Genomic DNA, 14630 nt, shown 5'->3' on the forward strand with positions numbered 1-14630 from the left:
TTGTATCCATCGCTTGGTGATATACTTACAACTCCATACAAAACAATAACATAATGAGAAATAAAGATGTCTGTAGACCACTCGCGGCCAGCCGGCAACATCAGTGCCAAGTGGGGCATATTGGCCGCCAACATCGTCCTCTTCCTGCTCCTGCTCACGACCCTGCCCTTCGAGAACAGTGTCAACAAAGGGTTGAGCCTGCTCGTCTTTATTGCCGTGCTCTGGCTCACCGAAGCGATCCATATTACCATCACCGCCCTGCTGGTGCCGCTGCTGGCGACCCTGCTCGGCATTCTCAATACCGACGCCGCCCTCGGCAATTTTTCCAACTCCATCATCTTCCTGTTCCTCGGTGGCTTCGCCCTGGCCGCGGCCATGCACCGCCAGCAGCTCGACCGGCTGATCGCCGGCCGCATCCTGCTGCTGGCCCGGGGCCGGCTGAGGATGGCGGTGCTGCTGCTGTTTGCCACCTCGGCCTTCCTCTCCATGTGGATCAGCAACACCGCCACGGCCGCCATGATGCTGCCGCTGGCACTGGGCCTGCTTTCCTGCCTGGATGAGGAGGAGCACCGCAGCACCTTCGTGTTCGTGCTGCTGGGAGTGGCTTACAGCGCCAGTATCGGCGGTATCGCCACCCTGGTGGGCAGTCCGCCCAACGCCATTGCCGCCGCCGAGACGGGCCTGGGCTTCAGCGACTGGATGGCCCTGGGACTGCCGGTGGTCCTGTTGCTGCTGCCGGTGGCCATAGGGGTATTGTATCTGCTGTTCCGCCCCCGGCTGAATGATCGCATCGAGCTTGAGCAGGAGCACATCGGCTGGAGTGGCAAGCGCAAGCTCACCCTGGCCATCTTCCTGCTGACGGTCGGCCTGTGGATCTTCTCCACCCCCATCTCGGCCGCTCTCGGTGGCCTGGCCGCCTTCGACACCCTGGTGGCGCTGCTGGCCATCATCCTGATCGGCATCAGCCGGGCCGCCGACTGGAAGGACATCGAAAAGCATACCGACTGGGGCGTATTGCTGCTGTTCGGCGGTGGCCTGACCCTGAGCCACATATTGCGCGAAACCGGCACCAGTCTGTTCCTGGCCGACCATCTGGCCGAGCTGCTGGGCAGTGCCAGCCCCTTCATCACGCTGCTGGCGATCACCGCCTTCGTGGTGTTCCTGACAGAGCTGGCTTCCAACACCGCCAGCGCCGCCCTGTTGATCCCGGTGTTCGTGGCGGTGGCCGAGGGCCTGGGGCTGACGCCGGTGATGGTGGCCTCGGTAATCGCGGTGTCCGCCTCCTGCGCCTTTATGCTGCCGGTGGCCACCCCACCCAACGCCATCGTGTTCGGCTCCGGTCTTATCCGTCAGCAGGACATGATGAAGGCCGGCTTCTTCCTGAATCTGGCCTGTATCGGCCTGCTGGCCTGCTATTTCTACGTGCTCGGCTGAGTAACGGACCCATAACGCAAAAAAGCCGCCGGAATATCCGGCGGCTTTTTATGGGCGCATCCTTGCGGGAGATTACTGTTGCCAGAACGGCTTGCTGACTTCCTGATAGCGATCCGCTTCGTTCAGACCGATGTCTTTCAGCAGGTAGGTCGGCAGCTCGGACAGCTGACGGCGGGTGCGGCTGCGTTGCAGCCAGAGGCCGAGGGTGGCCAGCAGGCCGGGTTGAGTAGCGTGCCTTTCGGTGTGGACAAGGTCCCGGGATGAGTAGTCGATTGAGCTCATGATGCGCCTCCTGATGTGATTCTGGGCACAGGATAGTGAGGCCAATGGCCGCCCTCAACCGACTTTTATTCGATAACAGAATTAGAATTTCTAATGGTTAATATCCCAAAGACAACATATAAACCATTGTTTAATAAAAAATTAACAAAATAAAAACAATGCACTGCCATCACCAATTTTTAGCAATTTTTATCATCACCTAAGTATCCTTTTCAACTACCGCTTTATGCACCGATCCGCCATCTCACACCGGCTTTCCCGGCCTGCCCCGCATAATTATTGGCATACCTTCTTCCTTCCGGCGCCGTCCTCCGCCGAGGGCCATTCTGGCTCGCCACCAGGCCCCGGCAACCTGCTCGCAACATAAAAAATGGGCGGCCTCCGGCACCTTATCTATCCTTAGATGCAAAGAGCCTGTTCGAGGAGTCGTCTTATGCAACGAGAACAATGGGGCAGCCGCGTCGGTTTCGTGCTCGCCGCCGTGGGCTCGGCCGTGGGGCTGGGCAATATCTGGCGCTTCCCTTACATGGCCTACGAAAACGGCGGCGGGGCCTTTTTTATCCCCTACCTGTTCGCCCTGCTCACCGCCGGCATTCCCTTCATGATCCTGGAGTTTACCCTGGGCCACAAATACCGTTCGGGCGCCCCGGGCATCCTCAAGGCCCTCAACGCCCGCTTCGAATGGCTGGGCTGGTTCCAGGTGATGATCTCCGCCATTATCGCCTTCTATTATGTGGTGGTGATCGCCTGGGCCATCTCCTATGTCTATTTCGCCCTCGGCCAGTCCTGGGGCGAAGACAGCAATGCCTTCTTCTTCGGGGAGTTTCTGGGCCTCACCGGCGATAACTCCCCTTCTCGCCTGGGCGGCCTGCAGTGGCACCTGCTGCCCCCCCTGGGCCTGGCCTGGGCCGCCACCTATTACGCCACCTACCGAGGCGTGAAGGGCGGCATCGAAAAGATCAACAAGGTGCTGATGCCCCTGCTGTTTCTGCTGGTGCTGGTGCTGATCGGCCGCATCGTCTTCCTGCCCGGGGCGCTGGACGGCATCAACTGGATGTTCACTCCCGACTTCAGCAAGATCTGGGAGCTCAAGGTATGGTCCGCCGCCTACGGCCAGATCTTCTTCACCCTGAGTGTGGGCTTCGCCATCATGCTGTCCTATGCCAGCTACCTGCCGGAAAAATCCGATATCAACAACAATGCCGCCATGACGGTGCTGATGAACTGCGGTTTTTCCATGCTGGCCGGCATCATGATCTTCGGCGCCCTGGGCTACATGGCCCTGGCTCAGGGCAAGGCCTTGACCGAAGTGGTCAGTTCCGGCGTGGGCCTGGCCTTCGTCACCCTGCCGGCGGCCATCAACCTGCTGCCGGCACCGGGCCTTATGGGCCCCCTGTTCTTCCTGGCCCTGGTGTTCGCCGGCATCAGCTCCCATATCTCCATCGCCGAGGCAGTCACCGCCGGGCTGATGACCAAGCTGGGCTGGAGCAGAGCCAAAACCGCTACCGTCTTCTGTGGCGGGGGCTTTCTGGTGAGCCTGCTGTTTATCACCCAGGGCGGCCTGCTGCTGCTGGATCTGGTGGACTACTTTATCAACAACATCGCCCTGCTCGGCTCCTGCCTGCTCGAATTGCTGCTGGTGGGCTGGCTGTGCCGGCTGGAAGACTTTCGCGCCCATGCCAACCGCCTCTCCGACTTCGCTGTCGGCGCCTGGTGGCTTGTTTGTATCAAGTATGTGTCGGTCGCCATGCTGGTCGTGATCCTGTTCAGCAACCTGTTGGGCGCCTTCCGGGAAAATTACGGCGGCTATTCCAACAACGAAGTCCTGTTCATGGGGTGGGGCATGATAGCGGTGATGCTGATGCTGGCCATCGTTATCAACACCGCCAGCAAGAAGGAGACCAGCGCATGACCACGGGGGCCATTATCATGATGGTGATCGGACTGGGCATCACCTGGGGCGGGGCCGCTCTTTGTATCTACCGGGCAATCCGCCAGCGGAAACGCTGAAAGCCGGAAGCCGGAAGCCGGAAGCCGGAAGCCGGAAGCCGGAAGCCGGAAGCCGGAAGCATCTAGCTTCAAGCTTCAAGCGTCCAGCCTATTTCTCCCGCACCGGCTGGATATAGAGGCGGGCCGGATCGATCAGCACATCCCTGGCCATGAATTCCCGCCCCAGCAGTACCGGGTAGATCATGCGGGTACGATCCTTGAGGGTGAATTCCACCTCCTTCTCCATACCGCCCAGTTGCACCGGCAGCAGGATGACGGGCCGCCGGTCCAGCTTCTTGCTGTTGGCCTGGCGGATGCGCACATAGCGGCTGAGCGGGGCCTCCAGCCGTTCCAGGTGGTTCTTGTGGTTGAAGCTGAACCGGATCCAGCGTTTGCCGTCCTTCCTGAACTCTTCGATGTCGGTGGCACTCATGGAGGAGGTCTTGGCGCCGGAGTCGATACGCGCCTTGACGTTATCGCCCAGCACCGGCAGCCACAGCCACTCCACTCGCCCCAGCAGCCACTTGTCGCCTATTTTGACGTCCTCCAGGCCCGGGGGCTGGGCATGGGCATTGGGGCTCAGCAGACTCATAACGAATACCAGTGAAAACAACCATTTCATCAGCACACTCCTCGGGTGCGGCAGAATTTGACGGCGCTATCTTATCCAAGCCGGTGACGATGGGAAATGGGTTGATACCAAGAATTATCGCTCATTTTATCCTGATCTCGGCGCCGACTCGGGGTATCCTTTGCGGTTTTCATCCATCTGGGCAGTAAGGAATGGACTGGGATCTCGCTTTTACCGGGCGCAACGCCATATTGGCGCCGCTGGCCGAACTGATACCGATAAACAGTGCCGACTGGCCTTCCCTGGCCGAGCTCAACCGACAACTGGCAGGCCCGTTGCCGGTGCGCTTTATCGACGACGACCACTTCGCCGAGCTGGGCTGCTACTACGAGCAGGCGGTGGCCCATGGCCTGGTACCCACCCGCTCCGCCAACTGGCACGATTTCTTCGGGGCGTTGATCTGGTACCTGTTTCCGCGCACCAAGGTCCTGCTCAACCGGCTGCACATGGTCGATATCGCGGCCCACGGGGCCAAGCAACGCACGCCCAGGCGCGACAGGGTGACCCATTTCGACGAATGCGGCCTGGTGCTGGCCGTCCCCGAAGGGGAAGAGATCGCCGCGCCGCTGCGCGAACACGACTGGCCGGGGCTGTTCCTCCGCCACCGCGCCCGCTGGGGCCGGGACTGGCAGCCCTTCGTATTCGGCCATGCCCTCTACGAGCAGGCCCTGGCCCCCTTCGTCGGCCTCACCGGCAAGTGCGTGGTGCTGGAAATGGAGCCCGCCTTTTTCACCCTGCCCCCCGCCGTCCGCCAGGCCCGCCTCGACAGCAGCCTGGCCGAGCATCTGGAGCAGAGCGCGCTGTTCGATCGGCCTCGCCCGCTGTTGCCCCTGCCGCTGCTCGGCATTCCGGGCTGGTGGCCGGCCAACGAGGATCCCGCCTTCTACCTGAACCGGGATTACTTCCGCCCCAAGCGCAACAGATGATCTGGCCCGCGTTTTTTCTTACACTTGGCGCCCCGTCTTCGAGAGGATGATGTTATGTCCGGGCACGATCCCGTTTATGACCACGCGTTCAACCCCCGTTACCTGCACCCCAGATACTGGCCGACCTGGCTGGCCATCGTCGCCCTCTGGCTGCTGGCCTGGGTGCCCGTCCGCCTGCGCGACCGCCTCGCCGCCGCCTTCGCGCCCCTGCTTATCCGCTTCGCCAAGAAGCAGTGCTACATCGCCCGCACCAACATCCGGCTGTGTTTTCCCGAACTGCCCGAGGCGGAGCGGGAACAAATGCTGCGCCGCTCCATCGAGGTGGGGCTGATGGGCTTTTTCGGTTACGGCGAGTGGACCGCCCGCGGCAAGACCTATCTGCAGAACCGCTTCCGGGTGCGGGGCCGGGATCATCTGGACGCCTGCCTGGCGGCCGGTGACAGGATCATCTTCATGATCCCCCACACCTGGGTCCTCGACGCCGGCGGCCTCTATCTCAACTCCCTCGGACTGCCCATGTGCACCATGATGCACAGCGCCAAGAACGAGCTGTTCGACTGGTTCATCAACCGCCAGCGGGCCCGCTTCGGCGGCCTGATCTATGAGCGGGACGCGGGCATCAAATCGATCATCAAGACCCTCAGAGAGGGCAATCACTTCTTCTACCTGCCGGACCAGGATCATGGCCGGGAAGCCAGCCTGTTCGTGCCCTTCTTCGCCGAACTCAAGGCCACCCTGCCGGCCCTGCCCAAGCTGGTGCGGCTCACCGGCGCCAAGGTCTTGCCGGTGCTCTCGGTCTACAATCCCGAACAGCATCGCTACGAGCTCATTATCCGTCCGGTCATGGCGCCCTATCCCACCGCCGATCTGACCGCCGACACCCGGGCCATGAACGCGGAGATCGAGGCCCTGCTCACCGACTGGCCGGAGCAGTACATGTGGTTCCTGAAGTATTTTCAGACCCAGGTGGACAGCGATGAAGGCCGCTACGAAGCGGGTATTCGCCGGATCAGGGGAAAATGATGACCTGGCTTCAGTATCTGCTGCTGCTGGCCGCCGGCCTGCTGGTGCTCTGGCTGGTGGCCAGGATAGACGACTGGCTGATAGCGCGGGAAAAACGGCGTGAGGGGGAAGCGTAAGGTGCCCCCTCACCTTTCTTGCCCCTCACGCCTCACCTTCTTACCTCTCACCCTCTTTAATCAGCCCGGGAAGAACAGGAACTTGGCGCCCACCAGGATCAAAAAGCCGGCAAAGGCCCGCCTTAGCGCCGTGGCGGACAGCTTGTGCGCCAGTATGGCGCCGAAGCGGGCAAAAGGCATGCTGGCCAGGCTGATGCCGATCATCGCCGGCAGATAGACATAACCCCAGGCCTCGGCGGGCAGCCCCTGATGCGGCAACCCATGCACCACATAGCTGAGCGCCCCCACCAGGGCGATGGGAAAACCACACACCGCCGACACCGCCACCGCCCGCTGCATGGGCACCGAACACCAGCTGAGAAAGGGCACCGTCAGGGAGCCGCCACCGATACCGAAGATGCCCGAGGCCCAGCCGATAACGCCCCCCACCGCCACCTGCGCCGGTTTTCCGGGCAGGCTGGTGCCGCCCCTGGGGGCGAGATGAAACAACATCTGGGCCGCCATGGCCCAGGCGAAGAGGCCGATCAGCATCTGCAGGTGCAGGCCCGACAGCTTGTCGGCAGTAAAGCCGCCCAACCAGGCCCCCACCACGATGCCGAGCGACAGCTGTGCCGCCAGCCGCCAGTCGATGGCCTTGCGACCATGGTGGGTGTGGATGGCGCTCAGGGAGGTAAACATGATGGTGGCGAGCGAGGTGCCCACCGCCATGTGCGCCACCAGCTCCCCACCGATCCCCTGCAATTTAAAGCTGAAGATCAGCACCGGCACTATGATGAGGCCGCCGCCCACCCCAAACAGGCCGGCCAGGGTGCCGGCAAAGGCCCCCAGTACCAAGTACATCAACCAGGTCATTCGATTGTCCCCAAGAAACACAAAGGGCCATAAGCTACCCAAGACCACGGCAAAAGCCAATGGCCGCCGGGGATTTTAGAGTCGTTCGCGGCCCAGGCTTATCACCACCCGGCGGTTGCTGTCACGCCCTTCCGGGGCGCTGTTGTCGGCGATGGGCCGCCGCTCGCCGTGTCCCTCGAGGGAAATCGCGCCTTCCGGCAGCCCCAGCTCCATGAATTGGCCCTTGATGGCCTCGGCCCGGCGCTGGGACAACTGCTTGTTGTGGTATTCGGTACCGAAGCTGTCGGTGTAGGTGTTGATCACCACCTCGTTGATCTCGGGATCAGCCTTGACGTATTCGGCGATCATCGCCAGCCGCTGGCGGGAATGAGGGGTCAGTCCGTCGGCGTTGTTGACATAGTTGAGCACGCTGAAGGCGATGTCCTCGAAGCCGTAGGGCAACAGGTTGTGCTGACAGTCGAGAAAAGCGGCGTAACGGGCGCGGAAGTTGACCGACGACAGCCCCACTCCCGTCGCCTGGTTGTTGCGGTACCAATCGTCAAAATAGAAGGTGGGCCAGCGGCCCTGGCTCAGCTCGTCGAGCATGATCCAGGCGGACTGCTGCTCCACCATGGCATCGAACTGCTGATAGAAGGTCACCCGGGTGAGATCCCGCGCGCCCCGCCCCGGCTGCCAGTGGGGCGACTCGCTCCTGAGGGCGGCGGACTGGGTGCGCGGCAGCGCCCGCAGGGGGTTGAGTTCGAACACCAGGTTGATGTTCTTCGACGCCCGGCTGACGAAGGCGCCGGTGCCGAAACCGGGAATGGGATGCTCCAGGCGGCATTCCACCGCCGAGTCCGACGTCAGCCGCCACAGGGATTGTTCGATATCCGCGATAAAGGTACGGGGCTGGGCCCAGGCGCCCGAGCACCAGGCCAGCCCCGCCAGCAGGGGAAAAATGCGCACGCCGTGTCTCCTGTTGACCATTAGGCTCTGTATCGGCAACCGGCGGCACAGCTTTAGTGTTTTAGTTTGATGCCCGCCGCCTCGCCGTAGGCGCGCACCTCCCGGGTCAGCACCGCCTTCTCCTCCGGCGACAGCCAGCAGGCTTCCACGCTGTTCAGGGCCATCTGCAGCAGTTCGCCGTCGGTGGCTCCCAGCCCTTGCTGCAGGGCCTGGTAGTTGGCGTTCATGTAACCACCGAAATAGGCCGGATCATCGGAATTGACGGTCACGCACAGGCCGGCGTGCAACAGCTTGAGCATGGGATGCTCGCCCATGTGCTCCACCACCCTGAGCTTGAGGTTGGACAGGGGGCAGACGGTCAGTGGAATACGCTCCCGGGCCAGCCGCTCCATCAGGTGCCTGTCGTGCACCGCCGCCACCCCGTGATCGATGCGCTCCACCTTGAGCAGATCCAGGGCATCGTGGATGTACTGGGGCGGCCCTTCCTCGCCCGCATGGGCCACCAGCCGGAAACCCTGCTCCCGGGCCGCGGCATAGACGCGGACGAACTTGGACGGCGGATTGCCCTTTTCCGAGGAGTCCAGCCCTATGCCGGACAGCTGGTGACGGAAGGGCTCGGCGTGGTGCAGGGTCTCGAAGGCGCTCTCCTCCGACAGGTGCCGCAGGAAGGACATAATCAAGCGACTGGACAGCCCCCACTGCTGCCGGGCCTGCTCCAGCGCCCGGTGGATGCCGCCGATCACCGCCGCCAGCGGTACCCCCCGGTCGGTGTGGGCCTGGGGATCGAAGAAAATCTCGGTGTGGCGCACCCGCTCGGCATGGGCCCGCTCCAGGTAGGCCCAGGTCATGTCGAAGAAATCCTGCTCGGTCAGCAGCACCTGCATGCCCTGGTAGTAGACATCGAGGAACGACTGCAGATCCTTGAAGTCGTAGGCGGCCTTCAGCGCCCCTTCATCGGCGTAATCGAGGGTGATACCATTGCGCCTGGCGAGGGCGAACACCATCTCCGGCTCCAGGGTTCCTTCTATGTGCAGATGCAGTTCCACCTTGGGTAGTTCGTTGATAAATGTGGACATGGCGTTTCTCCCTTGCTCCCGGATACCTTAAAGATAACAAAATGTTAACCCTTGTTATCGCAAAAACATAACCTTCTGGTCAATAAATTGATACCCGGCCGCCCCCGCTCTGCCGGCACCAGCAAACGGACCTTATTTTGATGATATCTCTGCTCAAGCGTTGTCTGCTCTGGCTGGCCGCCCTGCTGGTGCTGGCGCCGCTGCTGCTCACCCTGGCCTACCGCCATGTGCCGGTGCCGGTGACCCCGCTGATGATAATCCGGCTTGTCGAAGGGGAAGGCCTGTCTAAAGACTGGCAGCCGTCGGCCCGGATTTCCAATCATCTGAAAATGGCGGTGATCGCCTCCGAAGACAACCTGTTCTGTCGCCACAAAGGCTTCGACTGGAAAGCCTTCGGCGATGTGCTCAACGAGTTCCGCAACGACGGCCGGCTGCGCGGCGGCAGCACCATCACCATGCAAACCGCCAAGAATCTCTATCTGTGGCCGGGCAGGAGCGTCACCCGCAAGGTGCTGGAGGCGCTCTATACCCCCATGCTGGAGCTGATACTGACCAAGGAGCGCATCCTCACCCTCTACCTCAACATCGCCGAGTTCGGCCCCGGCGTCTACGGTGCCGAGGCGGCGGCGCGCGCCTATTTCAACACCTCGGCCGCCAACCTGAGCCGCCAGCAGGCGGCCCAGCTGGCGGCGGTGCTGCCCAACCCCAGGGTGTACCACGCCGGTCGCCCTTCGGCCTATATCCAGCGCCGCGCCGCCACCATCCAGACCCGCATCAACCAGTTGGGGCCTCTGCTCGCCTGCATCCGGGAGCCATAAAGCCCTACGCTTTGTCATCGATTTGTCATAAGCTGCCATGACAGTGGGAACAGCGCCGGAACCGACCGGCGACAAGGAGAGCGAATGAATAAAAAAAACCTGATCTGTGATATCGACGGCGTCATCCTGCACAACAACGATCTGATCCCCGGCGCCGACGGCTTTATCCGCCGGGTGCTGGAGCAGGAGATGAACCTGCTGTTCCTCACCAACTACCCGGCCCAGACCCCGAAGGATTTACAGAACCGTTTCTATTCCGCCGGCATCGAGGTGCCCGAGCACTGCTTCTACACCTCGGCCATGGCCACCGCCGACTTTCTCAAGCGCCAGAGCGGCGAAAAAGCCTATGTGATCGGCGAAGGGGCCCTTATCCACGAGCTGTACAAGGCCGGCTTCACCATCACCGACATCGATCCGGACTTCGTGGTGGTGGGCGAGACCCGCAACTACAACTGGAGCATGATCCAGATGGCGGCCAAGTTCGTGGCCGGCGGGGCCCGCTTTATCGCCACCAACCCGGACACCCACGGCCCGCACATGCACCCGGCCTGCGGCGCCCTGTGCGCCCCCATCGAACGGATGACCGGCAAGAAGCCCTTCTACGTGGGCAAGCCCAGCGCCTGGATAGTGCGCGCCGCCCTCAACCACATGGACGCCCATTCCGAAAACACCCTGATCGTGGGCGACAACCTGCGCACCGACATCCTCGCCGGCTTCCAGGCCGGGCTGGAAACGGTGCTGGTGCTCACCGGCGTCAGCCAGGTCGCGGATATTGACAAGATGCCCTTCCGTCCCCAGCATATCTACCCTTCCGTCGCCGATATCGACCTGTTCTGACACACCCGACGCACTTTCTGTACCGCTGCCGTTTCGCCGAGCCCCAGCGGTACCTAGCAACAGAGTATGAAACTGCCCTCTTATGATTGAACAGACACTCACCCAATTACTGCTCCTCCTCGGGTTGACGGTTTTTATCGTGCTGGTGTTTCAACGCCTGCGTATCCCCCCAAGCCTCGGCTACCTACTGGTGGGGGTGTTGCTCGGCTCCCATACCGCCGGCCCGGTGCTGGAGGAACACTACATCAAGCTAATCGCCGAATTCGGCATCGTCTTCCTGCTGTTCACCATCGGTCTGAGCTTTTCGCTCTCCCAGATTTATGCCCTACGCCACCTGATACTGGGACTGGGTACGGCTCAGGTGGCATTGACCACCGCCGTGGTCGCCCTGCTGCTGTGGGCCATGGGCATGCCCGGCATCGCCGCCTTCGTGATCGGTGCCGTCTTTGCCCAGTCCTCGACCACCATCATCAGCAAACAGCTCACCGAGCAAGGGGAGGAGCAGACCCGGCACGGCAGGTTGGGCACCACCCTCTCGGTGTTCCAGGACATTACGGCGGTGCCCTTCGTCATCATCATTCCCGTGCTCGGCGTGGCCGCCGCCCAGGAGGTGGCTGGGGCCCTTGGCATCGCCCTGGTCAAGGCCCTGCTGGCCTTCGCCGCCGTCTTCCTGGTAGGACGTTATTTACTGCGTCCCTTTTTCCATCTGGTGTCCGAGCAACGCTCGGCCGAACTCTTCACCCTGACGGTGCTGTTCGTATCCCTGATCGCGGCCTGGACCACCATGAGCCTGGGGCTTTCCATGGCATTTGGCGCCTTCCTGGCGGGCATGATGCTGGGGGAAACCGAATTTCGCCATCAGGTGGACTCCACCATCAGGCCCTTCAGGGACGTATTGCTGGGACTGTTCTTCGTCAGCATCGGCATGCTGCTCGATCCCGCCCTGCTCCCCGACATCTGGCTGGAAGCCCTGCTCGGTGCCTGCGCCCTGCTGCTTATCAAGCTGCTGCTGGTCACTGCCATCGTCAGATGGGCAAAAATAGACAGCACCACCGCTTTTCGTATCGGCATGATCCTGGCCGTGGGAGGAGAGTTCGGCTTCGCCCTGCTGGCCATCGCCCTCGACGCCCGGGTGATAGCGGTACTGCCCGCCCAGATAGCCCTGACCGCCGTCTTCTTTTCGATGATCCTCGCGCCTTTCCTGATCCGCTTTAACCAACCCCTCGCCACCTGGCTGTTCAGCGCGCGCCATCCCGGCACCATGGGCGAGCAAGGCCACGACGTACCGGAAGGGCATCATCTTAGCCATCACGTCATCGTCTGCGGCTATGGCCGTATCGGCCAGATAGTGAGCCGTTTCCTGGAAAGCGAGCGCATCCCCTACATTGCACTGGATATGGACGCCAAGCGGGTCAAGGACGCCCGCCTTTCCGGTGAGCCCGTTTTTTTCGCCGACTCGGCAGATCCCGCCGTGCTGGAAGCCGCCGGCGCCGGCAAGGCGCGCTTGCTGCTGATCAGCCACGACGACCTGAGCGCGGCCCTGAAAACCCTGGCTTACGTAAGGCGCCACCACCCCGGGCTGCCCATCATGGTGAGGACCCGTGACGAAACCCACGTGGAGGACCTCCGCGCCGCCGGCGCCACCGAAGTCATTCCCGAAACGCTCGAAGCGGGCATGATGATGGCCTCCCACGCCATGCTGTCCCTGCGGATCCCCCTGCATAAGGTGGCGAGCTACATCCAGCAGCAGCGCACCAGCCGCTACCAGATGCTGAGGGAACTCTTCCCCGGTACCACCGCCTCGCTGGAAGGGCTGGACGAGCAAAAGGCGGACCGGCTCTACCCGGTGCAGCTGCAGGCAGAAAGCCCGGCAATCGGCAAGCGCCTGGCCGAGCTCGAGCTGGACAGCCGGGGGGTGATCGCCACCGTCCTGGTGAGGAGCGGCAAGAGATCGCTTGCTCCCGGGCCGGACACCCTGTTGCAAGTCGGCGACGTGCTGGTGCTGTTTGGTCCCCCGGATGAACTGGAGCAGGTTGGCTGGCAACTCGGGGCAGGACAGCCCGGCCCGTCAGGGATGGGCTGAACGGGTATCCGCAGGACCTAAGGGAATGGCGCTCAATGCCTGTCGTGGGCAGCGACAAGCCGGCTTGCATGAACCCCAAAATATGCGGCCCCATGGTGGCGTGACCGACGAATACCTCAAAACGCCCCCGGGCCGCACGCCCCTGCGCCTGCTAACACCCTATTTTAGGGTTGTGTCGTCGGACTCAGGCCATGCAGCCATTCCCGCCAGATGGCCACCAGCAGCGCCATCAGCACGGGCCCCACGAACAGGCCGACGATGCCCATGGTGGTGACGCCGCCGATCAGGCCGAAGAAGGTCGGCAGGAAGGGCAACTTGATGGGCCCCCCCACCAACCGCGGGCGAATGGTTTTATCCACGATAAACAGCTCCACCGAGCCCCAGAGGAACAGGCCCACGCCGGCGACCATCTCGCCCGACCCGATCAGATAGAGCGATGCCAGGGTAAAGCACAGGGGCGCGCCACCCGGGATCAACGCCATGAAGCCGGTCAGCACGCCCAGGGCGACCGGGGAAGGCAGGCCGGCAATGGCATAGGCGATGCCCAATATCACGCCCTCCCCCAAGGCGATCAGCCCCATGCCGGTGACCGTCGAGCTGACGGTGGCGGGCACCATGCGGGAAAACCTGGCCCAGTGCCCCCCCAGCAGCGCTTCGCCCGCCCGATCCAACTGTTTGGCCAGCGCCGGCCCATCCTTGTAGACGAAGAACAGGGTGATGATCATGAACACCAGGATCAAGAGCAGGTGGAAGGCCCGGCTGCCGAAGGCGACCAGCCAGCGGTAGAGGGTACCGAGTTGCTCGCCGCTGAGCAGTTGCACCAGTTCGCTCAGGGCCTGGGGATGGGCGATGTAACGCTCCCAGTAGGGCGTCAGCCAGTCGCCCAGGCCGGGCAGGCGGTAAAGCCAGGGCGGCATGTCCGCCCCCTGGCTGTTGATCACGATCAGCCATTCCACCCAGCCCTTGATTTCCTTGAAGGCGTAGGAGAAAGCGAAGGAGATCGGGATCACCAGCACCATGATGATGATCAAGACCGCGATGCTGGCCGCCAGCAGGGCATTGTGACGACACAGGGCCAGCAGGCGGAGATAGAGGGGCCAACTGGCGAAGCCGATGATCAACGCCCCCAGCACGGGCACCAGGAAGGCGTGGAAGAAGTAGACGGCCAACCCCAGCAGCAAGAGCAGTATCCAGCGAGAGGTTCGGTTATCGGGCAAATGGGTCAACATCGGTCTCTCTATTCCCTGGGCGTATCGGCACTGACGGGCGGAAGGCACATGGTAGCACAGTGAACGGCGATGTGCCCCAACGAAGCCCGGCGGCGATCGTGTTCCGTTTTTCCCGGGGCTTCCAAGGGCTGCGGCATGGGGCAATATCAGGATATTCGGGGTATGAGCACTTTTGTTTTTATAACCCTCATATTATTGGGTTTTTCATGGTTTAAACAGGCACTTTCATGGGAAAGTAAAGCAGGTTTTGGCGTGTAAAGTCCATGTATAATAATGATATTTTTGTGTTTCTGTAAAAAAATCGCATTGCATGATGACTTTGTGTCTGATACTTTTTTTTCGGCGTTTAGATGATGGTTGGCCTCGGCCGGAACCCACTCCAAGATAGC

General features: G+C 62.0%; 14 protein-coding genes. 8 read left to right on the forward strand and 6 right to left on the reverse strand.

The genetic code is table 11. The annotated features are described in order from the left end of the window. Positions 1 to 66: 66 nt before the first annotated feature. Positions 67 to 1434: an SLC13 family permease gene (locus ACT7DK_RS10340; protein WP_445398836.1), complete on the forward strand. Its 1368-nt coding sequence runs from the start codon at positions 67 to 69 to the stop codon at positions 1432 to 1434. Between the two features lie 72 nt (positions 1435 to 1506). Here the strand turns inward: ACT7DK_RS10340 and ACT7DK_RS10345 are convergent, their stop codons facing one another. Continuing rightward, positions 1507 to 1716 (reverse strand): DUF1127 domain-containing protein, encoded by a 210-nt coding sequence (locus tag ACT7DK_RS10345; protein ID WP_445398838.1) that lies wholly within the window; start codon positions 1714 to 1716, stop codon positions 1507 to 1509. 433 nt (positions 1717 to 2149) lie between these two features. Between ACT7DK_RS10345 and ACT7DK_RS10350 the strand changes: the two genes are divergently transcribed. Together ACT7DK_RS10350 and ACT7DK_RS10355 are read left to right on the forward strand one after the other, a co-directional pair. Beyond that, entirely contained in the window at positions 2150 to 3628 is a 1479-nt protein-coding gene (locus ACT7DK_RS10350) for a sodium-dependent transporter (protein ID WP_445398839.1), read from the forward strand. A gap of 20 nt (positions 3629 to 3648) precedes the next feature. Then, positions 3649 to 3726: a MetS family NSS transporter small subunit gene (locus tag ACT7DK_RS10355; protein WP_445402324.1), complete on the forward strand. Its 78-nt coding sequence runs from the start codon at positions 3649 to 3651 to the stop codon at positions 3724 to 3726. Between the two features lie 88 nt (positions 3727 to 3814). Here the strand turns inward: ACT7DK_RS10355 and ACT7DK_RS10360 are convergent, their stop codons facing one another. Further along, entirely contained in the window at positions 3815 to 4327 is a 513-nt protein-coding gene (locus ACT7DK_RS10360) for an ATP-dependent zinc protease family protein (RefSeq protein WP_445398841.1), read from the reverse strand. Positions 4328 to 4488: 161 nt separating this feature from the next. On the opposite strand from ACT7DK_RS10360, the gene ACT7DK_RS10365 reads away from it, so the two are divergent. After that, positions 4489 to 5262, forward strand: a complete 774-nt coding sequence (locus ACT7DK_RS10365; RefSeq protein WP_445398843.1) for a DUF3025 domain-containing protein — start codon at positions 4489 to 4491, stop codon at positions 5260 to 5262. A 54-nt stretch (positions 5263 to 5316) separates the two neighbouring features. Then, positions 5317 to 6285 (forward strand): lauroyl-Kdo(2)-lipid IV(A) myristoyltransferase, encoded by a 969-nt coding sequence (gene lpxM / locus ACT7DK_RS10370; RefSeq protein ID WP_445398845.1) that lies wholly within the window; start codon positions 5317 to 5319, stop codon positions 6283 to 6285. Between the two features lie 176 nt (positions 6286 to 6461). Here the strand turns inward: lpxM and ACT7DK_RS10375 are convergent, their stop codons facing one another. The 3 genes from ACT7DK_RS10375 to ACT7DK_RS10385 all read right to left on the reverse strand — a co-directional run bounded on the left by ACT7DK_RS10375 (position 6462) and on the right by ACT7DK_RS10385 (position 9274). Next, on the reverse strand, positions 6462 to 7253 hold the full coding sequence (locus ACT7DK_RS10375) for a sulfite exporter TauE/SafE family protein (RefSeq protein WP_445398847.1): 792 nt from the start codon (positions 7251 to 7253) through the stop codon (positions 6462 to 6464). Positions 7254 to 7328: 75 nt separating this feature from the next. After that, the gene (locus tag ACT7DK_RS10380) at positions 7329 to 8198 is read right to left on the reverse strand and encodes a flagellar protein MotY (protein WP_445398849.1); all 870 of its coding nucleotides are present in this window, start codon (positions 8196 to 8198) and stop codon (positions 7329 to 7331) included. Positions 8199 to 8251: 53 nt separating this feature from the next. Continuing rightward, positions 8252 to 9274 carry an adenosine deaminase gene (locus tag ACT7DK_RS10385; RefSeq protein WP_094039459.1) on the reverse strand — a complete coding sequence of 341 codons (1023 nt, stop codon included), beginning with the start codon at positions 9272 to 9274 and terminating at the stop codon, positions 8252 to 8254. 140 nt (positions 9275 to 9414) lie between these two features. Here ACT7DK_RS10385 and mtgA point away from each other — a divergent pair, with 140 nt between their 5' ends. The 3 genes from mtgA to ACT7DK_RS10400 all read left to right on the forward strand — a co-directional run bounded on the left by mtgA (position 9415) and on the right by ACT7DK_RS10400 (position 13012). Then, positions 9415 to 10092, forward strand: a complete 678-nt coding sequence (gene mtgA / locus ACT7DK_RS10390; protein WP_096779115.1) for a monofunctional biosynthetic peptidoglycan transglycosylase — start codon at positions 9415 to 9417, stop codon at positions 10090 to 10092. 84 nt (positions 10093 to 10176) lie between these two features. Next, on the forward strand, positions 10177 to 10929 hold the full coding sequence (locus tag ACT7DK_RS10395) for an HAD-IIA family hydrolase (protein ID WP_094039461.1): 753 nt from the start codon (positions 10177 to 10179) through the stop codon (positions 10927 to 10929). A gap of 139 nt (positions 10930 to 11068) precedes the next feature. Further along, complete coding sequence (locus ACT7DK_RS10400; protein WP_445398852.1) at positions 11069 to 13012, forward strand: cation:proton antiporter domain-containing protein; 1944 nt, start codon at positions 11069 to 11071, stop codon at positions 13010 to 13012. Positions 13013 to 13176: 164 nt separating this feature from the next. Here the strand turns inward: ACT7DK_RS10400 and ACT7DK_RS10405 are convergent, their stop codons facing one another. Beyond that, complete coding sequence (locus ACT7DK_RS10405) at positions 13177 to 14241, reverse strand: AI-2E family transporter (RefSeq protein ID WP_445398854.1); 1065 nt, start codon at positions 14239 to 14241, stop codon at positions 13177 to 13179. Positions 14242 to 14630: the final 389 nt, after the last annotated feature.

It is taken from the genome of Zobellella sp. An-6, assembly GCF_052487945.1.